This is a genomic window from Rhodococcus sp. RS1C4, assembly GCF_002258225.1.
GTDB lineage: Bacteria > Actinomycetota > Actinomycetes > Mycobacteriales > Mycobacteriaceae > Rhodococcoides > Rhodococcoides fascians_E.
The window spans coordinates 20,096-38,990 of record NZ_NOXZ01000033.1; the positions used below are offsets into that span (position 1 = coordinate 20,096).

Here is an 18,895-nt window from a genome sequence, read left to right on the forward strand (position 1 = left end):
GAAGGGCTTTCACATGTCTCGTGAACTTCACCTCGCTGGATTTCTCATCGCATCCCACGTCACCCACTCGCACGCCGCCTGGCGGCACCCGGCGTCGGAAACCGATTACCTCGGCCCCGACTACTACGAGCGAGTCGCGAAGATCCTCGAACGCGGCAAGTTCGACTTCCTGTTCTTCGCCGACCTCCTGGCGACACCCGTGCGCTACGGCAACGACATCAAAGTGCCGCTCAGCAGCGGAACCCAGGCGTCGGCGACGATCGATCCCTCCCTCGTCGCCGCAACACTCGCCGGCGTCACAGAGAAGATCGGTCTGGCAATCACGAAGTCCACCACGTACTTCCACCCGTACGAGGTCGCACGCATCTTCAGCACGCTCGATCACCTCAGCCGTGGCCGCTCGGGCTGGAACGTGGTCACCTCCCTCAACCAAGCCGAGGCCCAGAACTTCGGGATCGACAACCACCTGCCGCACGACGAGCGATACGACCGCGCCCACGAATTCCTCGAGGTCGCCTACGACCTGTGGGGCAGCTGGGATCGCGACGCTCTGGTGCAGGACAAGGTCTCCGGAGTGTTCGCCGACCCGGACAAGGTACGCACCATCGACCACGACGGGACCTACTTCAAATCCCGCGGACCGCTGACCGCACCGCACTCGCCGCAGAGCCGACCCGTCATCTTCCAAGCAGGCTCGTCGCCGACCGGTCGCGATTTCGCCGCCCGCTGGGCCGACGCGATCTTCGAGATCGACCCCACGAAAGAAGGTCGCAAGGCCTACTACGACGACGTGAAGTCGAGGGCGTCGAACTTCGGCCGCAACCCCGACGACATCAAGATCTTCCCCTCGTTCGTCCCGTTCGTCGGCGAGACGGAAGCCATCGCACGCGAGAAGCAGGCATTCCACAACGAACTGGCCGACCCGATCTCCGGGCTGATCACACTGTCGGTCCACACCGACCACGACTTCTCGCAGTACGACCTGGACTCACCCATCACCGAAGTCGCCGTTCCTGGCAGTCAAGGCCTGTTCGACCTGGCCCGACGGCTCAGCGACAAGGACGCACTGACCCTGCGCGACATCGGCAAGCTCTACGCCCAGGGCGTTCTGCTGCCACAGTTCGTCGGCACCGCCACTCAGATCGCCGACCAGATAGAAGAAGGCTTCCACGGCGGGGAGGCCGACGGTTACATCCTGTCCGCAGCCCAGGCGCCGGGCACCTTCGTCGACTTCGTCGAATACGTGGTGCCCGAGCTGCAGCGACGCGGACTGTTCCGCACCGACTACACCGGCACGACACTGCGCGATCACCTCGGCCTGGCCGACGCCTCACTCACCCCGGCTCCGAGAGCGCAAGAGGTGCGGGCCTGACGGTGATACCTCGGGTGATGGACCTACCACCCTTTGTGCGGACCTGGCACGCCTGCGTTGACGTGACAAGGCGTGTCGACTCTGCACAAAGGGTGGCAGGTTCCGGCCCGTGACCGTGTAGTCGACGGTTAGCATGCCGGAATTCGGGTACTCGCCCGATTCGCGGTAGCCGAGACACGGCTACGGGTAGGGGAAAATCATGCGCTTCGTCACTCTGATCGTCGTAGTCTGGCTCGTCATCGGCGCCTTCGCCGTTTTCCAACGTGGGTACTTCGACAGTGCACCCGAGAACTGCGCAGGCGTAGGAACCATCGCACTGACCGTGGTCGCAGGCCCACTCAACTACGCAGGCGTCAACCCCAAGGTCACCGACTGCAACCTCCCCGAGCCGAGTCAGTAGACCGGGCTCACCGAACCAACGGCGCGGGTCAGCCTGCGCCGTTGTTCGGGTTGGTGCAGATCGCGCACACATACCGGCGAGAACGTGATGTCCATCGCCGACCGGGCGCGCTGGGGATCACCCTGCATACCCTTGACGAGTGAATCGTCGGAATCTCTTCGTGGTGCTGGCCGTGGTGCTGCCGGTACTCGTGGTGTCCGTCGTCGGTGTCGGTGGCTATCTGACGTTCACCAAAGCCCGGATAGACCCGATCACGAAAGCCGACGCCATCATCGTTCTCGGTGGCGAGCACGACGGCCGTGAGGCGTACGGAGTGTCGCTGGCGGAGCAAGGGGTGGCGGACACCGTCGTACTCTCCGACCCCTACGGGCCGTCGGACCCCTACATGAAGAAGTACTGCGGCGTGACGACCGAGAAGTACTCCGTTCTGTGCGAAGAGCCGATCCCCAGCACGACTCGGGGCGAGGCGATCTTCACGCAGCGCCTGGCGGAGGAACGTGGGTGGGACCACGTCATCGTGGTCAGCTGGCGCTATCACCTGCCCAGGGCCAAGCACATCTTCGGACAGTGCTTCGACGGCGACGTCACCATGCAGGCCGTCCCGCGGACGTACAACTTCTCCCTCGTCTACTGGGAGTACACGTACCTCTACCAGCTGGCAGGCTTCGCGAAGGCCGCCGTGCAGGGCGACTGTCAGAACTTGCGGTAGAGCGTCAGCCCCGAGCTGTACAGCAGGAACCCCAACATCGCGCACGCGATACCGCCGATCACCGTCGCGGCGAGCACCACGACCGCGCGCCTGTACCGCCGCGCCCTGACCTGCGTGACGAAGACCAGCGCCACGGAACTCATCGGCGCGAGTGCAGCAAGAAATCCGAAACTCGCGACGCCGACCAGCCGATCGGGCGGTGCAGCGGCCGTGAAGAACCCCAGAACCCCGCAGGTGATCAGCGTGAGCATCACGACGCGTTCCGGATCGGACACAGCAGCAGTGACGTGATAGTGCACCAGGGCACCCAACGCCCCACCCACCGCGATGAGCAGCAACAGAGTCATCGCGGCGCAGGCCTTGTCACGAGAGCTCCAGCAGCAAGAGCGAGCACCGCGGCGACCGGGGTCGCGACTATGTACAGAACCGACTTCCACGCCCCGTCGTGAGTGATGCCCTGCAGCGCGTAGAAACTGAACGTCGTGAATCCGCAGGCGAGGCCCGTGGCCGCAGCACGCGCCAGCGGCGCATTCCGTCCCGACAGGTAGCCCAACGTCGCGCCGAGCAACAGACACCCGACCACGTTGATGCCGAAAGTATTGATCAACAGCCACTTCGGCGAATCCCGCCAGTGCCAGATCTCGTACCGAACCACCGCACCGACCGCTCCGCCGAATGCCACCGTCGCGCTCACTGCGGGGCGGGTGGGGATCACACAACGAGACCTTATCGGCCACCGAGTCGGTCGGCACTGTCCGCGGAGGGAGATCACAGGACGGACTCGGGTATGTTGGCGGCTGTGACGCTAGACGAGGCAGGGCCAGGCCCCCAGCATTTCGATGTGGCTGTGGAGTGGCGCGACGGCGCCGTGATCGTGACCGTGTCGGGGGAACTCGACCTGGTGACTTCCCCACAATTGTCCGAGTCGGTGGAGTTGGTCCTGGAGAAGGGCCCTTCGTCGGTGGTGATCGATCTGTCCGACGTGTCGTTCCTTGCGTCGGCAGGCATGTCCCTCCTGGCATCCACCCACCAGAAGTTGGGTGGTGCGGCGGGCTTCGCCGTCGTCGCCGACGGTCCATCCACCGGTCGTCCACTGACCCTGGTCGGTCTGCACGAGGTGTTCGGTATCTACGCGACCGTCGACGAAGCGCTGGCTGCGCTACAGACGGGTAATTCCTGAACTTCTGGGTATGACGGGATCATGATGGCAATTGCATTCGGTGGAGAAGACGCCGTGGCCGCTGCTACCAAGCCGCCTTCCGCACAAGTTCCAGGGGACGTCATGCGCCTTGAATTCGACGGAGAGTCGGCGGTCGCGGAGCGCGCGTCCGCGCTGCGCATTGCGCTCGGCGAGTGGCTGACGGGCTTGCAGATCGCGCCGGAACGCGTGTACGACGTGGTTCTGGCGACGTACGAGGCGTTGGCCAACTCGGTGGAGCACGCGTATTCAGGCAGTTCGGGCACGCTCGATTTGTACGCTCTGTGGACGCCCGACTCCGGGCGTATCGAAGTGACGGTGCGCGATCACGGTGCCTGGGCGGTACACGCCCCCGACGCCACCCGTGGACGTGGAGTGCCGTTGATGCACGCCTTGGCCGACTCGACGGCCGTCACCTCCGATCACGACGGGACAACCGTTCACATGGTCTGGGATCCCGCCACATAACTTCGCGTGGTCAAAGCGCGGACAGCGCTGTTTGTGACGGAGCACAATAACCGTCGAGAGCGGCTCGTCCATTCCGGCGTCGGCCCGAGAGTGGAGCCTGGGGAACGACCCGGGCAGGAGCGCCGCACACGGAGGCGCTCATGGTTCCGTCACCCGTTCCCGGGGAAGTAATAGCGCGACGCTATCGGCTTCTGGCCAGGCAGGATTCCGCACCGTGGCTGACGCGCTGGACGGCCGACGACCTGTCGACCGGCAGGCACACCACCCTGACGCTGGTCCATGTCGACTCGATCCACGCGAGGGATCCCTCACCTGATGCGGTCCGCAGGTTCTGTGAATCGGCACGAACGAGCGGTGTCGGACGAGTCCGCGTGGTCGACCCATCGACCACGGCGCCCTACGTCGCCGTGGTCGGTGACTACGCGGCCCCGTCGACGCACCGCGACGAAACAGGCCGGGAAAAGCCAAGCGCAGCAAAGGTATTGGGTCTCACAGCCGTGGCAGCGGCGTTCCTGGCCGTCCTCGGCGGCGGAGGATGGCTGGTGTCGACGAGCATCGCGGGCGGAGACTACGGCGACGTGCGCGGCGCCGTAGCCGTCCCCACGCTGCCCACCGCGCAGGTCCAACCAGTGGCCGCGGCACCCGTCGACACTCCGATCCTGCCGTCCGGTGCCGAAATATGGTCGGCCGTCCGAGCGCCCGACAACGCAGCCGACGCCACCCGCGCCGTCGACGCCGACCCGACGACCTCGTGGTCCACCGACCTCTATCGCGCGCCCTTCGGAGACACCGACAACGGGATAGGAGTCGTCGTGGCGTTCGCCGACGCTGTCGACCTGACGACAGTATGGGTCGCGACGCCGCAGCCCGGAGCCGTCGTGGAAATCCGAACCCCACCGGAACCGGACGGAACCCTCGCGTCGACGCAACTCCTCGGGGCCGGGACCCTCGGCGCAGGCGCCACCGACATCGTCGTCGACGCACCCACCGGGTTACGTGCGGTTCTGATCTGGGTGGCCGAGCTGGCACCGTCGGGCACGCAGTTCGTGGCCGATCTGGCCGAGATCGGGTTCACCGGACGGTGACGACGCCAGCGGATCACTGGACCGATTGCTTGACCCGCGAGAACGCCGGACCGGCGAGAAACCAGATGCCCAGGATCAATCCGAGCGGACGAATGCTGGACAACAACGTCGCCGCCTGCTCGTCCGATGCAACCGTGTACGCCAGGCCCACCAGCACTGCCGCCGCGATCGCACAGGCCTTGACCGCGCGGAACCAGTCCTCCCACAGGTAACGGCGGTACGCCTCCGAATCCTTGTCCAACTTCACCGGCGGCGGGCCACCGGCAAAGCGATGAGCTACGCGCACATCCAGCCACGCGATCATCGCAGGCCCGAACCCGACGCTGAACCCCAGATAGTAGGCAGCAAGGTGGTGCACCGAACCGACCGGCGTGCCGCGACCGAGGTCGAACGCGACCGCGACGATCAAGACGACATCCAGCACCGGAACCGACGCAAGTAACCACGTCGCGATTCGACGCTTCCCCAGCACGTAACGGACCAGAAGGCCGCTCAGAATCAACGCCCAGAACCCGATCTCGCAGACGACGATGACGGCGGCGATCATCGTTCGAAGCCCATGAATGTCATGAAGACAGCGTCGCGCAGAACAGCACGTCGCCGCGTCGGCTGTCGGAGCGAAATTCACGTCCTCCGAAAGTACGACCTACCGCGTCGTCGTGGTGTCTTCCGAATCCGACTCGGTCTCGGTCGTGGTCGTACCACGATTACGCGGAGACCTGCTCGTCGTCTCGGACCCCGGAGTTCGCGACGGCGCGGTCGTCGTCGGCGCGGTCGTTGTCGGCTTCGGTGTCGTGGGAACAGCGACCTGCCATGTCGGCGACGGCGGGACCGTGATCACCGACGAAGTCGTCGCGCTGACCACCGTGCTCAGATCCGAACGAAGTGCAGGCGGTTGGACCCTGTCGCTGGTGTCGTCGAACGCCCCACCCAGTGCACCGATCGACAGACCGACGACGACGGCAACTCCGGCGATCGCCACCGCCGAGATCGCGATGACTTTGTCGCGCATGTTCGATAAGCCTTGTCCGCTCGGACCGCCACATCGACCTGTGGCGGTGCTGCGAGAACGCTACCGCAGGGCATCGCAGGTGCGCTCGGCGTAGGAATTCGCGCGCGGTCAGAGCAGGCGCAGGACCGCAGGCAGAACATCGGCGATCTGCTGACCGACCGACTCGTACACCTCGTGTTCACGGCGATACGGATCGTCGATGTCCGTGGCGTCCACCCGGTGCCGCGCCCGTGCCTCGGCGATACCGTCGATCGTCTGCGCCCCCGACGCCTCCGCCAGCGCAGCCGCTTCGAGAAGTGTGAACGTCCTCCGAAGCTTCCGCGGAGCAATCGCCAACACCTCGTCCCGATGCCGCGTCGTCATCGTCAGGATCACATCCGCCTCGTCGGCGATCCGTGGTGAAATCCGACGAGCCACGAAGCCCTCCGACTCACCGCCCAGCTGACGCAACACCGTCGCCGCCGTCTCGTCCATCGCATGCCCCGACAGTCCGTGCGTCCCCGCACTCGACGTCGTCAACTCCTGGCCACTCTCCTGCGCATACGCCGCAGCCAGCCTCTCCGCCGTAGGAGATCGACAGATATTGCCGGTACAAACGAAAAGGACATGCACGTCGGTCACCTTAGACCCCGGCCGTTCCGCGGGCTCCCCAGTAATCGCAATCCTGAAGGTCTCGCGCTACAGTGATGGCCGAGCGGGGGTTCGAGACTGGATCGTTACAAATCTTGTCGGCGAGTCCCCTGCAGTCCAAGTGAGGCAGGTCATGACTGAGGTTCTCGGTGTGTCGGTGGGGGCTAGTGCTGTTCGCATGGCCCGGCCCGACCTTCGCCTGCGTGGCTCCGGTGCCCGCGAACTCGACTTCCGGAACGACACGGTCGACGCGCACTGGGACAGAGCCGAGGAAGTCGCTGCCGAAACCATCGGAGTGATGCTCGCGCAGAACCACGGTGACCGCTACGTCGAAGCAACGGGCGTCGCCTACCGCGACCAGCAGCAGTTCGGCGACATCCAGCAGGCAATGTCGGACCAGCAGCTCTACAACTATCGGCTCGTACCCGAGGCCCGCGCCGCGCTGGCCTACCTGGAAGCCTCCGGCGAGATCGGCGACTTCGGCACCATCGCGCTGTACGACCTGGGCAGTTCCGGCCTGACCATCAGCGTCGTCGATCGTGCCTCCGGCGAGGTGCTTCTCGCCGAGCGCACCACCGACATCAGCGGTTCGGACTTCGACCGACTCATCTGCGACAACCAGCTCGCCAAGCAAGGCGTCGACCTGAACGACTCGGTCGGTCTCGACGAGTTCATCACGCGATGCCGCATCGCCAAAGAGCAACTCTCCACCTCCGGCGCCGTGTGCCTGCCGGGAGAGAGCGGCGTGATCCTCATTTCCCGCGAATCGTTCGAGGCGCTCGTGACCGTCCCGATCGAATACTCCGCGCGACTGGTGCGTGACGTCATCTCGCGATCCCCCCAACACGTCGACGCACTGTTCCTCGTCGGCGGCGGTGCACGGATCCCGTTGGTCGAGGCAATCCTCCGGTCCTGGACCGGACTCCACGTCGTCACGCCTGTCGAACCGGAATCGGTTGCCGCCAAAGGTGCGGCACTGCTCGCCACTCCCGTCGGAGCTGCCCCCGCCGGCGGTGCGTCCCCGATGCCTCCCCACGACTCGGCACCCGCCGCGTACAGCGGCCAGACCGATGCCGGCAACCAGCACGGCACGGGACCGCAGCATGGCACGGGAACGCAGCACGGCACGGGAACGCAGCACGGTGCCACGGAGCTGAGCGGCGCGCCGGATTGGCTCAGTCCCGATCCGGCGGATCGGTCCGCGACCTCCAAGCGCAAGATTCGCGGAGCAGCCCTCGTGGCAGGTGGCCTCGCCGTCGTCGCAGCCCTGGGCCTGACACTCGGTTACGGCGGCTCCGAGGACTCCACCAGCGCACCTGCCGACAACGAGAAGCCGCTGACCTCGGCTCCGTCGTCGGCTCCGAGCACCACCGCCGCGCCCATGACGACGACAATCCCACCGACGACCACCGTCGAAGCGCCACCGCCCGCACCGGCGCCGGTCGAGACGTACCAGGAGCCCGAATACCAGGAGCCCGAATACCAGGCGCCCGCACCGGCTCCAGCGCCCCCGCCGCCTCCGCCGCTGATCCCCGGACTCCCGGAGTTCCAGCTACCGCAGATTCAGCTTCCGCCGCCGCCGGTCATCGAACTGCCTCGATTCTGATCCGCGCTCGTCGGCGATAGATCCTCCGCTGCGGGCAGTCGTAGATGGGCCACCACACCGAGATGGTCCGAATCGGGGATGTTCACCGGGTTCACCTCGAGCGCGTCGACGCCGTCGCTGGTGACGACGTGGTCCAACCGCGCGAGCGGCCGCGACGCAGGGAAGGTGCGGAACAGGCCGGCCCCGGCCGCGTCCGCCGCATCCTGGAAGCCGTCCGAGGCCAGCGTGCGGAACTGGCGGTGGTCCCCGGTGGCGTTGAAGTCGCCCGCCACGACGACGACACCCGGGTAGCTGTTCATGAGGTCGCGCATGCGAGCGAGATCTCGGTCCCACTGTTCGGTGTGGCGGGGAGTCGCGGGCGACATCGCGTGGAACGACACGAGCGTGAGTCCGACGCCGTCGACGACGGTGCGAGCGCGAACGGGCACGAACCCGAAGTCCGCCAATTCCTCCCCGTCGGTGAGCGGCGTCCTGCTCCACAGGCCGGTTCCGTCGGCCACGGGTCGGGGGGCGGTGACACTGTAGGGAAGGACCTCTTCGAGACCGGCCGCCACGAGATCGTTCACTTCCTCGTCGGTCAGCTCCTGCACGGCGAGGACATCAGCGCCCGACGACCGGACCTGGGCGACGATGGCCGCTGCGTCCGCTTCGCCGTGGGCCACGTTGATCGTGAGAACGGTCAATTCGGTGCCGTCGGCAACGTGGTCGGCGGTGACGAAACTCGGCACCTGGATCGCTACGAATACAGCGGCCGCGGTCAACGACACTGCGACGCCCACCCTCGACTTGGCCAGCGCGAACAGGCCGCCGGAGACCGCTGCCGGAATGGCCGCGAATGGCATACCGACCAGAAATGCAACCAGTGTGATTTGAGTCACACCTACTTCGCGCGCGACCAGCATTCCCGTGGAAAAGGCAAGTATTCCGCTGGCGACGACGACGGCTGATGTGCGTAGGACGCGGCGCATCCGCACGCCTCCATTTCTTCCAGGCCGCAAGCGGCAATCGGTCGATCCTACGGTGACTAGACTCCGTATGTGCCCAGCTCAGACCCCGTATGCAAGTGTGGCCATGCGCGTACCGCGCATCAGCATTACAGGCGCGGAAGCGACTGTTCCCTCTGTGAATGCGACCGTTTCAGGCGGCCGATTCTCGCATTCCTCACCGGAACGGTAAATCGTTAGCTCGGCACCGTATTTCCGATCATACGGACCAAAAAGAAGCGTCAAACAAACCGATTGGTTAGAATGAGCGTTTGAATCAGGCAATACGGGCATTTCGGCGTGGGGACCGTGAGCTTGTGATCCGGCAGGAGGCACCAGGCATGTCGAACTACACACTTCCGACCAGCGTATCCATCGACGCGGACGATGTTCTGTCCGCCGAAGCGGTCCCCACGACGGCGCACCGAGTGCTGCACCTTCGGCCACAGTCCTATCTCACTCACTCGATCCACGCACACGACCGCGTCTGGACGGAAACGAACTGCTACGTGGACTTGTGGATCGAACTTCTCCACTCGCTCGGTGCAGATCCAGTTCCCGCGTTGGCGTTCGTGCTGAGTGCCGATTGCGACGGTCGCCAGTGGGATTTCGTCAAGATGCAGTCGGAAGATCTGCGCACCCTCTACGGCCTCGAGGTCGGCGAGATGAACGTGTGGCGATCCGTCGTCGAGCACGTCCGCGAAGGACTGGAGGACGGCGTTCTGCTCACCGTGGAGGTCGACGGCTTCTACCTCCCGGACACTGCCGGAACGAGTTACCGCAATCAGCACACCAAGACCACGATCGTTCCGAACATGCTGGACGAGACGGAGAAGGTGCTCGGTTACTTCCACAATCGCGGATACTTCGAGCTGTCCGGCGCGGACTTCGACGGCGTCTTCAATCTGGCTCCCGCGCCGCACCCCGAGGTCCTTCTGCCCTACGTGGAGCAGGTTCGTCTGCGGAAGAACACGATCGCCGACGGAGTCGGTGACCGCGACCTCGCTGTGGCACGCGCGCACCTGGCTCGGCGCGCCGACGGCAATCCGGTCGAACGTCTCGCCGAAAGAATCACCGCCGACATCCCACTCGTGCAGACGGCAGGCCCGGATGCGTTCCATCTGTGGTCCTTCGGGCTGCTTCGTCAATGTGGAGCCACCGCGGAACTGGCAGCCGACCTCGTCGGTTACCTCGACGGCCGTGGCGTCGCCGGAATCGCCGACGCCGTCCCGCACTTCCTCCAGGTCGCCCAGGGCGCAAAAGCGGTGCAATTCCGGATGGCGCGGGCGTCACGCGGTCGTGCCGTGACACTCGGTGAACCCCTCGCCGAGATGGCGTCGAACTGGTCGGCGGCGATGGACATCGTCTCGGCTGTACTCTGACCCAGCCGACAAGGAAGTATTCATCGCCTGTGAGACCCAATCGCGTGTCCGACGCGCATGCCGTTGAACTGCAGTGGAGCGTCACGTCGGTATCGCCGGGCTCGGTGGATCATCCCGACGAGCTCGACGACGATGTCGTGTGGACCCCTGCTCTGGTGCCCGGCGGTGTGGCGGCGTCGACGGTGGCATCGCCACCCGATTCCGTCGACTGGTGGTTCACCACGACCGTCCCCGCATCCGGTGACAGCGCGTTCGTCCTGACGTTCGACGGTATCGCGACCCACGCCACCGTCTGGGTCGACGGGATCGAATCGGCAACGACGACGTCGATGTTCGTCCCGGTGTCCGTCGACATCCCTACCGGGCACGGGCGCGTGCAGGTCACTGTCCGCGTCGACTCGATGGACGCTCGCCTGAAGAAGCGCACGCCGCGCGGACGCTGGCGGTCGTCTCTGATCGATCGGCAAGGTCTACGACACGAACGCACGAGTCTCCTCGGGCGGGCGCCGGTGTACGGGCAGGTGCCCCCTGTGGTCGGTCTGTGGCGATCCGTCCGTCTCCGTGAACGGGGTGTCGCCGAGGACATTCGGGTGCACGCGACGCTGTCCGGCGACGACGGTACCGTCCGGGTCCGCGCACGTTTGACGTCGCCGGCGGACTCGGTGTCCCTGCGCGTCGGTGAACACGACTTCGACCTTCCCGGCGGTGAGGGCGACCTGGACGTCACCGTGACCGTCGCCGACGTGGCACCCTGGTGGCCCCACACGCACGGCCGGCCGGCCCTGTATCCATGGGAGCTCGACGTCGACGGCCGTGTCGAGGGACGGGGCAGTCTGGGATTTCGGCAGGTGGAGCTGGAGCAGTCCGGTGCGTCGGTGACATTCTCGGTCAACGGAACTCGTGTGTTCGCCCGTGGTGGGTGTTGGGTACCGCTCGATCCGGTGCGGATGTGGGTCGATTCCGACACTCTCCGAGCGGAATTGACCGATGTCCGCGATGCAGGATTCAACATGGTTCGAGTAGTCGGCACCATGGTGTACGAGCAACCTGAATTCTGGTCACTGTGTGCAGAACTCGGGATCCTGGTGTGGCAGGACGTGATGTTCGCAACCACCGACCCGCCCGCCGATCCGGAGTTCCTCGATGCAGTCCGCCGCGAGCTCGACGCATTCTTCGCGATCGTCGGCGGCAATCCCGCCTTGGCCGTCGTCAGTGGCGGTAGCGAAACCCAGCAGCAGCCGACCATGCTCGGTGTTCCATCGGACAACCAGCGGATGGAGCTGTTGGAGAACGTCATTTCCGATCATCTCGAACGTCGACTTCCTGGAACGCCGTACGTGACATCCAGCCCGTCGTCCACCTCCGGTGAGCTCCACACTCACGTCGGCGACGGTATCGCTCACTACTTCGGTGTCGGCGGCTATCTGCGGCCGTTGTCCGACGTCCGTACTGCTCGCGTTCGATTTGCTGCCGAGTGCCTTGCCTTCGCCGTCCCGCCGGAGCGCCGAGCCGTCGACGCGATGTTCGGAAGCGCGAATGTTGCAGGCCACCACCCCGATTGGAAGTCGGCGATACCGAGGGACCGGGGATCGTCGTGGGACTTCGAGGATGTCCGCGATCACTACGTGCGAGACATATTCGGCGTCGATCCACACCTTATACGCCGCGACGACTCCGAGTTGTATCTGGACTACGGGCGAGCGGCCGTGTGCGAGGCAGTACAGTCCGCGTATTCGCACTGGCGTCGGGCGGATTCCGAGTGTGCAGGCGCACTGGTGTTGACACTGCGCGACCTCGTGCCCGGTGCGGGCTGGGGCCTGCGAGACTCCACGGGCACACCGAAAGCCCCGTGGTACAGCCTGGCTCGACTCAGTAGCCCGATCTGCGTCTTCGTCGTGGACGACGGTCTGGACGGATTGACGATCCAGGTCGCCAACGACACGGGTGAATCGGTGTCGGGAGATCTCAGAGCTGTGCTCTACGGGACAACGGGCCCGGTGGGGGAGCCCGCCGAGGTGCACATCGACCTCGGACCGCACACGACCGACAGTGTGTCGCTGGACCGCGTTCTGGGATCGTTCACCGACGCCAACCATGCCTACAGGTTCGGGGCGCAGACGTACTCCGCCGTGGTCGTCGAACTCGTCGGCGCAGACGGAGCGGTTCTCGATCAGGCAACTCACCTGATCGGCGAGCGGCACCCTCGTCAGAACGACGTCGGTCTGAGCGCCTCGGCACACAACGTCGGCCCCGGTGAGTGGTCACTGACCGTGTCGAGTCGATGGGCGGCGCACTACGTCTGCGTCGACACCGACGGCATGGAGGTCAGTGACTCGTGGTTCCACCTTGCACCTGGGGCGGAGCGGGTGCTGACCCTGACCGGATCGAAGGCGAAGGTGTCCGGCCACGTGCGCGCGCTCAATTCGATCAAGCGCGCGCAGATCAGCTAGCCGCGATACGGCTGAGTCGGCCTCGGACGTAACCGAATCCGGCAGCGCCGACACTGGCAACCACAGCCATGGCTCCCCAGGCACGAACAGGGTTTCCACGGGCCGCGGCAGAGGCTTCACGCCCGACGGCACGTGGCAGGATCTTCGCGGTATATGCGCGCTCGGACGACAACGCGTCCTCCGATCCGATCAGCCGCGCGATCGCTGCCTTGGACACGCCCTCGGCGTAGCTGCGGGACAGCAAGTATCTCGGGCGGGTCCTGTCCGCGCTGACCGTGTGATCCACGACGATGGACGGGTCGAAGACGATCTCCGCGTCCGGATGCGTCTGTCGGAGCCGGATGCACAGCTCGGTTTCCTCGCAGCCGAGAGGAATTCGACCGATACGGCCGATTCCGGACACGAACCCACCGAGAGCCACGACGGGCTCACGTCGGAAGGACATGTTGGCGCCCATCAGATTGCGCACTGCCGAAGTGGTCGTGGGCTGCCCCCTGTACGTACAGCCCACGATCCAATCCAGCTCGCCCGGTTGACCCGCTACAGCGGTGGGGAGAAAAGGGGGACGCGACGTCGGCCACACGGGATAGGCAGATCCGCCGACCGCGTACACCGACGGATCGGAGTAGTGGCCCAGAATCGACGCCAACCACTCCGTCGACCGCGGCGTCGCATCGTCGTCGAGGAATACGACGACATCACCGGTAGCGATGTCCAACGACGTGTTTCGAGCTCCGGACAATCCACGGGGATGCGTGTTCGGGGTGACGACGACGGTTTCCCCGCGGGGAAGGAACTGCTCACGCGCGCGAGACAACAGACGATCGTTGTGGTCGATGACGACCAGAAGCTCGGACGCGGGGTTCGACTGGCCGAGCACAGCATCGACCGCTGCGCTCAGATCGTCCCAGCGATCGAGCGTGTACGCGCAGATGACTACCGAGCACGTGGGCCTCGCCAGCTGAGATGCCCTGGATTCGCCTGCTGTGTCAGTCCCCGACGACCTGTCGATCACGCCGACTTTTCTTGGTACGGAAGCTCGTCGAACACCTCGAAGGCCTCGAACTCCAAGTCCATGTCCGTCCGTGCAACGTTGGTACGACGGTCGGGACGCGGGATGGAGTTCTTCGCCAGTTTGCGTGCGCGCAGACGCTCGGTGAAAAGAGTGCGCAGGACGCGGAAGCCGTCGGAGAACGTGCGAAGGTTGCTCTGCCCGTAGATACGAGCCAGCTCGACGCTCGGTACTTCCTGGATCCGGACGTCCGCCTCGGCGAACCGGCAATTGATGATGGTCTCGATCTCGAAGCCGTCGCCCCAGAGCATCTCGCCCGGCGCCACGTCCTCCTGATCGACCACGGGAAGGTCGAGAACCGGCACCAGGTCGCGCCAGAAAGCGTTGTAGCCGTAGCACAGGTCCGAGAACTTGGTTCCGAACAGTGTGTTGGCGACGAGGTGGAGCCCGCCGTTGCCTGCGCGGCGAAGCGGAGTGATGTCGTGGCTGCCGCCGCCCGCGGTGAAGCGGCTGCCCTTGGCGAAGTCCGCGCCCGCGAGCAGGGCGTCGACGAAGCGCGGGATCTCGTCCGCATCGGCCGAGCCGTCCGCGTCGAACATCACGATGATGTCGCCGGTCGCAGCTTCGAATCCGCACGCGAGAGCGTTGCCCTTGCCCTTGCGGGTCTGCTTGATGATGCGGATGTCTCCGCGTATTTCACGCGCAGCGTCGATGGTGCCGTCGACACTGCCGCCGTCGACCAAGACCAGTTCGTAGTCGTGGGACAGCAACGGCAGTACGTGGCGCAGGTTGGCGGCCTCGTTGAGGGTTGGGATGACAACGCTGATGCGAGGGTTCTGGGAGTTCGACATATCCTTTTTCCAGACGGGTTGAGTGCAGTGTTTCCGACTGATCTCAGAAGATCTGTGACGCGACCCCCGGCGGATCCACAGAGACGTTACCTGCGCCCCGCTAAGGGTCAGGATCTCGTTTTCATCGACTGTGTACAACCTTAAAAGAAGCTACGAGTTTGTCAAGCTACGAATAAACAAACCGTATGGCGGTTTCGAGAGACATTGCTCATACCTGCGGGTGGTTTAGATGTTCCGTCTCTCGAACACGATCGTGTCGGCGTCCTGGTAGTGCAACGACCACGCAGGATTGGACCGCAACCAGCGCTCGAAGGCCTCCGGAGCACCGTTCTTCATGAAACCGTAGTAGTTCATGGCTTCGAGCGATTGCCGCGTGAGAATGACGTAGGACGGCGCCCCCTGCTGTGACGCTTCCCATTCGAACGCCTCGAGCTGATCCGGAGTCGGGAACTCCAACATGTACTCGGGACCGTAGTAGTTCAGCGGCGCGTCGAACATCTCGTTGGCTTCCGCCTGCTCCACGTACTTGGCCGTGGACCGAATCGGATAGCCGGCCGGATACAGCATCGTGAACTTCGATCCCGCAGGCGAATTCGCCACCAACGCCTGTGTGTTGTCGACCTGGGACTTGTTCTCCACGACCAACGGCCACAGGCCGAAGTACCCCTGAAGTCCGAACGTCGCCGCGCCGACGGTTCCGGCGAACGCGCAGGCGACCGCCACTCGCGTCGACACCATCCGTACCGTGCTGCGTGCACCCGCGACATCCGCGTCGAGTGCAGCGATCAGCATCGGCGCGATGAGCAGGACACATCCGGGAATCGCGTACAGATAGACACGGAAGATGGCCTCGCCGCCGTAGCTCTGGCCCGCGAGAAGCCCGATGGAACCGAATGCCATCACCATCGGAGCCCAGAACGGCTTCTTCGTCCGCCAGGCATAGACGATCGAGATCATGGCCAAGCCGAACACACCCGCCGAGAGAGCCCGGCAGATGAGCGAGGTCACCTGTTTGCCCAGGATGCCGGGCGTCTGCACGTTGCTCGCCGCGTTCTCGACCGGATCGAACCCGGACAACAGGCCGTACGGGGCGACGATGTCCAGCCGTGGAATCAGGTACCCGATCAGGATCAAGGCCAGCGGGAACATCAGCCACCACGGCTTCGCGCGGCGAGTGACCAGCAGGACCCCGGCCACAGCGAACAGCCAGTACGGCGTCAACTGGTGGGTCGGTACCAACGCCGCGAAAGGAACGAGCGCAAGAAATCCCGCGACACGAAGCTGCGTCGAGGCCATCAGCAGAACGAGGAAACCGATGGCGAGAACGAAGCCGAGCGACTGCGGCGCGTAATAGTCCTGCCCCACCCAGTTGACCAGTTCCGCGAGCATCGCGGCGGTCACGGCTGTTCGAGGCTTCAGCTTCAACACGCGCGCCAAGGCGTAGACGAAGAATGCGATCAACACGTGCACCAGCGGCGCGAACACATGCGCCAACGACATGATGCCGTACCCGGTCACGTCGCTGAACCATGCAGTGACCACGAAGAAACTGGGCCACTGAGCGTAGATGTCGATGCCGTTCGGCGGCAGCGAGCCGAACGACAGGATGTACTCGGTGACAGCGACGTGCTTGTACGTCCACTCGTAGACGGGAGCATCGGTGACGAGTGTGACCGTCAGACGCTGCACGATGATGGCCACGGCTACAGCGGCGACCGCCGAACGAAACTGATGACGCTTGACCGCCAACAGAAATGCCCCGACGACCAACGCCATGCACACCACCAGCACCGGCCCGGTACCGGCAGTCAGCAACCCGAACTGGGAGTAACCGGCCTTCTCCAGGCCGGGCAACGACGGGAGCCACAGTACGAGGGCGAGCGCGAGCATCAGCCCGGCGACGTTGCGGCGCAAGTACTCTCGATCCCATACCCTGCCGACGAGCGTCGTCGCGTGTTCACCGAGTTGGCGTCGATCGACCAGCCGTCGCAGCCACGTCGACCACCCCGAGGCATCGGGCCACGCCCTGTACTTGCGATACCACAACAGCGACGAGCCGATCTGCAGGAGAGCCACGAGCGCGGTGATCCACCGGGGGTTCCACTGATAACCCCACATGGCACCGGTCGTCACCAGAGTCATCAGTGCCAAGCTCAGCACCGGAACCGCTGCGAAACGGGCACGAGGAGGAACGTAGACCCACGTCAGAATCGTCGCGCCGGGTCCGACGAAGATCAGCACCGCGAGGAAAACCGCGCGCACGACACCGGGAAGAGGGAGCATCGCCGCCGCGGCGCACACCGACGCGACGACGGCTACGTCGGCGAATCGAATTTCGGGCCGAGGTGCAGGCAGAGGCGTCACCGCGATCGACGGTTGCCGATCGAGCGAGAACCGACGATCAACCGAGGACCGGGGCACGGTTCACCTCCAACAACGGCTGACGCTTGCGGCCTTCCTTGCGGCTGCGACGCAGCGCACCCGGGCCCTTCGCGATGGACAGTAGTTCCATTCTGCCGATGCCCTCGGGAAGATCGTCCGCGAGATCCTCGGGAGGAGAGGCAACCTTGGACATCCGTGCGGACAACACGACCGTGCTGCCGAGCCGGCGGAACGCAACTCGCGCCGCGAGCAATGCCGAACGCCTGTTCGTCGCCACCGTCGTCAGCCACGCACCCAAGCCCAGTCCGTAGCCTCTGGCCTGCACGGCCAAGGCGTCGGAATCCGCACGGTGCCGGTGCCACACGATCGCGGCAGGCTCGTACACCAACTTGTCTCCGGCCATCAGGACGCGGAAGAACATGTCCAGATCCTCACCACCGTTCGTGGGAGAACCGACACCGAGAGCCTCGTCGAAACCACCGAGGTCGAACATTCGGTCGCGGCGCACCGCGAAGTTGGCGCCCGTCCCGTAGATGCCGACCTGGAACGGAAACAGCGGAACGTCGGCGGGAGGCTCGGCGAGCGAGAAGATACGAGGCGTCACCGAGCTCGCCCACCCGACACGCCGGTCGAAGTAGGCCTGGGCCTGAGTGCGGATCTCGCCGCTGGGGACGATCCCCGAGACACACGCGACGCGGGCATCCCGGGCGAAGCCGCGAGCGATCGAGGACAACCACCGCGCGTCGACCGCGACGTCGTCGTCGGTGAACGCGACGATCGAATGCCGCGCAGCACGCAGGCCCGTGTTGCGCGCGCGAGACAGTCCGGCAACCGGTTCCGACACGACGCGCACGCGAGGATCACCGAGTTCGGTGACGTAGCGGGTGGTCGCGTCCGTCGCGGAAGCGTTGTCCACGACGACGACCTCGAAGCTCGGGTAATCCACCTCCAACACCGAGGCCAGCGCACCGCGCAGGTGATCGATCCGGTCCCTGGTGCAGATCACGACCGTGATGTCCGGCTCCGCGCCGTCACCCTCCGGAAGTGATTCGGCGCCGTGAACGTCGAGCTTGCGAACGGCCTCGACGAGCTCATTGGTGTCGATACCCTCCGAGACGATCGGGAGATCGACGAATCCGAGCGGGTCGGCGGAACGTCGGACGAGGAGCCGCGCGCGCGAATATCCCTCAGCCCCGTCGAGGGCGAGACGATCGGGCAACGCGGCTTCGATGTCGACGTCTCCGATCCACACCGCGCCGGACCACTCGGGCGGCTGCGCGCTGACGAGTGCAGGCTGGAGAACGGATGATGTCGACACGGGGTGGATCCTTTCGATACTGCACGGGGAAATACGT

Annotated in this window: 19 protein-coding genes; 9 read left to right on the plus strand and 10 right to left on the minus strand. The window is 65.0% G+C overall.

Going from position 1 to position 18,895, the window contains the following annotated elements; genetic code table 11:
* Nucleotides 1-13 precede the first annotated feature (13 nt).
* From CH289_RS17135 to CH289_RS17145, 3 genes are all read left to right on the plus strand, one after another.
* On the plus strand, nt 14-1,372 hold the full coding sequence (locus tag CH289_RS17135; RefSeq protein ID WP_020110724.1) for an LLM class flavin-dependent oxidoreductase: 1,359 nt from the start codon (nt 14-16) through the stop codon (nt 1,370-1,372).
* A 199-nt stretch (nt 1,373-1,571) separates the two neighbouring features.
* Nucleotides 1,572-1,772: a hypothetical protein gene (locus tag CH289_RS17140; RefSeq protein WP_019663878.1), complete on the plus strand. Its 201-nt coding sequence runs from the start codon at nt 1,572-1,574 to the stop codon at nt 1,770-1,772.
* Nucleotides 1,773-1,911: 139 nt separating this feature from the next.
* Nucleotides 1,912-2,481 carry a YdcF family protein gene (locus CH289_RS17145; RefSeq protein ID WP_037184581.1) on the plus strand — a complete coding sequence of 190 codons (570 nt, stop codon included), beginning with the start codon at nt 1,912-1,914 and terminating at the stop codon, nt 2,479-2,481.
* On the opposite strand, the gene CH289_RS17150 is transcribed toward CH289_RS17145, so the two are convergent.
* The gene (locus tag CH289_RS17150; RefSeq protein WP_033189119.1) at nt 2,466-2,828 is read right to left on the minus strand and encodes a CrcB family protein; all 363 of its coding nucleotides are present in this window, start codon (nt 2,826-2,828) and stop codon (nt 2,466-2,468) included. The genes CH289_RS17145 and CH289_RS17150 overlap by 16 nt on opposite strands.
* Entirely contained in the window at nt 2,825-3,196 is a 372-nt protein-coding gene (locus tag CH289_RS17155) for a fluoride efflux transporter FluC (protein WP_244165114.1), read from the minus strand. Before CH289_RS17155 ends, CH289_RS17150 begins: the two co-directional genes overlap by 4 nt.
* 84 nt (nt 3,197-3,280) lie before the next feature.
* Here CH289_RS17155 and CH289_RS17160 point away from each other — a divergent pair, with 84 nt between their 5' ends.
* The 3 genes from CH289_RS17160 to CH289_RS17170 all read left to right on the plus strand — a co-directional run bounded on the left by CH289_RS17160 (nt 3,281) and on the right by CH289_RS17170 (nt 5,232).
* Entirely contained in the window at nt 3,281-3,661 is a 381-nt protein-coding gene (locus CH289_RS17160) for an STAS domain-containing protein (RefSeq protein WP_230593845.1), read from the plus strand.
* Nucleotides 3,662-3,763: 102 nt separating this feature from the next.
* Nucleotides 3,764-4,147: an ATP-binding protein gene (locus CH289_RS17165; protein WP_020110728.1), complete on the plus strand. Its 384-nt coding sequence runs from the start codon at nt 3,764-3,766 to the stop codon at nt 4,145-4,147.
* Nucleotides 4,148-4,287: 140 nt separating this feature from the next.
* On the plus strand, nt 4,288-5,232 hold the full coding sequence (locus CH289_RS17170) for a protein kinase family protein (RefSeq protein WP_020110729.1): 945 nt from the start codon (nt 4,288-4,290) through the stop codon (nt 5,230-5,232).
* Between the two features lie 13 nt (nt 5,233-5,245).
* Here CH289_RS17170 and CH289_RS17175 read toward each other — a convergent pair whose 3' ends face one another.
* The 3 genes from CH289_RS17175 to CH289_RS17185 form a co-directional block, all read right to left on the minus strand.
* Complete coding sequence (locus CH289_RS17175) at nt 5,246-5,779, minus strand: hypothetical protein (RefSeq protein WP_019663871.1); 534 nt, start codon at nt 5,777-5,779, stop codon at nt 5,246-5,248.
* A gap of 99 nt (nt 5,780-5,878) precedes the next feature.
* Nucleotides 5,879-6,244 (minus strand): hypothetical protein, encoded by a 366-nt coding sequence (locus tag CH289_RS28510; RefSeq protein WP_020110730.1) that lies wholly within the window; start codon nt 6,242-6,244, stop codon nt 5,879-5,881.
* A gap of 108 nt (nt 6,245-6,352) precedes the next feature.
* Complete coding sequence (locus CH289_RS17185; protein ID WP_080733846.1) at nt 6,353-6,856, minus strand: arsenate reductase/protein-tyrosine-phosphatase family protein; 504 nt, start codon at nt 6,854-6,856, stop codon at nt 6,353-6,355.
* Between the two features lie 151 nt (nt 6,857-7,007).
* Here CH289_RS17185 and CH289_RS17190 point away from each other — a divergent pair, with 151 nt between their 5' ends.
* A complete protein-coding gene (locus CH289_RS17190) occupies nt 7,008-8,480 on the plus strand; it encodes an Hsp70 family protein (protein ID WP_256977274.1) in 1,473 nt (490 codons plus the stop codon).
* On the opposite strand, the gene CH289_RS17195 is transcribed toward CH289_RS17190, so the two are convergent.
* Nucleotides 8,438-9,358 (minus strand): endonuclease/exonuclease/phosphatase family protein, encoded by a 921-nt coding sequence (locus CH289_RS17195; RefSeq protein WP_230593848.1) that lies wholly within the window; start codon nt 9,356-9,358, stop codon nt 8,438-8,440. The two genes, CH289_RS17190 and CH289_RS17195, sit on opposite strands and share 43 nt — an antisense overlap.
* Before the next feature lie 446 nt (nt 9,359-9,804).
* Here CH289_RS17195 and CH289_RS17200 point away from each other — a divergent pair, with 446 nt between their 5' ends.
* Both CH289_RS17200 and CH289_RS17205 read left to right on the plus strand, forming a co-directional pair.
* A complete protein-coding gene (locus CH289_RS17200) occupies nt 9,805-10,845 on the plus strand; it encodes a DUF1839 family protein (RefSeq protein WP_230595498.1) in 1,041 nt (346 codons plus the stop codon).
* A 29-nt stretch (nt 10,846-10,874) separates the two neighbouring features.
* On the plus strand, nt 10,875-13,295 hold the full coding sequence (locus tag CH289_RS17205) for a glycosyl hydrolase 2 galactose-binding domain-containing protein (protein ID WP_256977276.1): 2,421 nt from the start codon (nt 10,875-10,877) through the stop codon (nt 13,293-13,295).
* Here the strand turns inward: CH289_RS17205 and CH289_RS17210 are convergent.
* From CH289_RS17210 to CH289_RS17225, 4 genes are all read right to left on the minus strand, one after another.
* Nucleotides 13,288-14,310 carry a glycosyltransferase family 2 protein gene (locus tag CH289_RS17210; protein WP_052060148.1) on the minus strand — a complete coding sequence of 341 codons (1,023 nt, stop codon included), beginning with the start codon at nt 14,308-14,310 and terminating at the stop codon, nt 13,288-13,290. The genes CH289_RS17205 and CH289_RS17210 overlap by 8 nt on opposite strands.
* Complete coding sequence (locus CH289_RS17215; protein WP_037139406.1) at nt 14,307-15,158, minus strand: glycosyltransferase family 2 protein; 852 nt, start codon at nt 15,156-15,158, stop codon at nt 14,307-14,309. Before CH289_RS17215 ends, CH289_RS17210 begins: the two co-directional genes overlap by 4 nt.
* Before the next feature lie 225 nt (nt 15,159-15,383).
* Nucleotides 15,384-17,579: a hypothetical protein gene (locus tag CH289_RS17220; RefSeq protein ID WP_020110738.1), complete on the minus strand. Its 2,196-nt coding sequence runs from the start codon at nt 17,577-17,579 to the stop codon at nt 15,384-15,386.
* Nucleotides 17,560-18,858 carry a glycosyltransferase family 2 protein gene (locus tag CH289_RS17225; RefSeq protein ID WP_020110739.1) on the minus strand — a complete coding sequence of 433 codons (1,299 nt, stop codon included), beginning with the start codon at nt 18,856-18,858 and terminating at the stop codon, nt 17,560-17,562. Before CH289_RS17225 ends, CH289_RS17220 begins: the two co-directional genes overlap by 20 nt.
* Between the last annotated feature and the right edge of the window lie 37 nt (nt 18,859-18,895).

Excerpts from the sequence above, each read along its gene's own strand:
- CH289_RS17135 (WP_020110724.1), top strand. The coding sequence starts at position 14 with ATGTCTCGTGAACTTCACCTCGCTGGATTTCTCATCGCATCCCACGTC.
- CH289_RS17140 (WP_019663878.1), top strand. The coding sequence starts at position 1,572 with ATGCGCTTCGTCACTCTGATCGTCGTAGTCTGGCTCGTCATCGGCGCC.
- CH289_RS17150 (WP_033189119.1), bottom strand. The coding sequence starts at position 2,828 with ATGACTCTGTTGCTGCTCATCGCGGTGGGTGGGGCGTTGGGTGCCCTG.
- CH289_RS17165 (WP_020110728.1), top strand. The coding sequence starts at position 3,764 with ATGCGCCTTGAATTCGACGGAGAGTCGGCGGTCGCGGAGCGCGCGTCC.
- CH289_RS17170 (WP_020110729.1), top strand. The coding sequence starts at position 4,288 with ATGGTTCCGTCACCCGTTCCCGGGGAAGTAATAGCGCGACGCTATCGG.
- CH289_RS17175 (WP_019663871.1), bottom strand. The coding sequence starts at position 5,779 with ATGATCGCCGCCGTCATCGTCGTCTGCGAGATCGGGTTCTGGGCGTTG.
- CH289_RS28510 (WP_020110730.1), bottom strand. The coding sequence starts at position 6,244 with ATGCGCGACAAAGTCATCGCGATCTCGGCGGTGGCGATCGCCGGAGTT.
- CH289_RS17190 (WP_256977274.1), top strand. The coding sequence starts at position 7,008 with ATGACTGAGGTTCTCGGTGTGTCGGTGGGGGCTAGTGCTGTTCGCATG.
- CH289_RS17200 (WP_230595498.1), top strand. The coding sequence starts at position 9,805 with ATGTCGAACTACACACTTCCGACCAGCGTATCCATCGACGCGGACGAT.
- CH289_RS17215 (WP_037139406.1), bottom strand. The coding sequence starts at position 15,158 with ATGTCGAACTCCCAGAACCCTCGCATCAGCGTTGTCATCCCAACCCTC.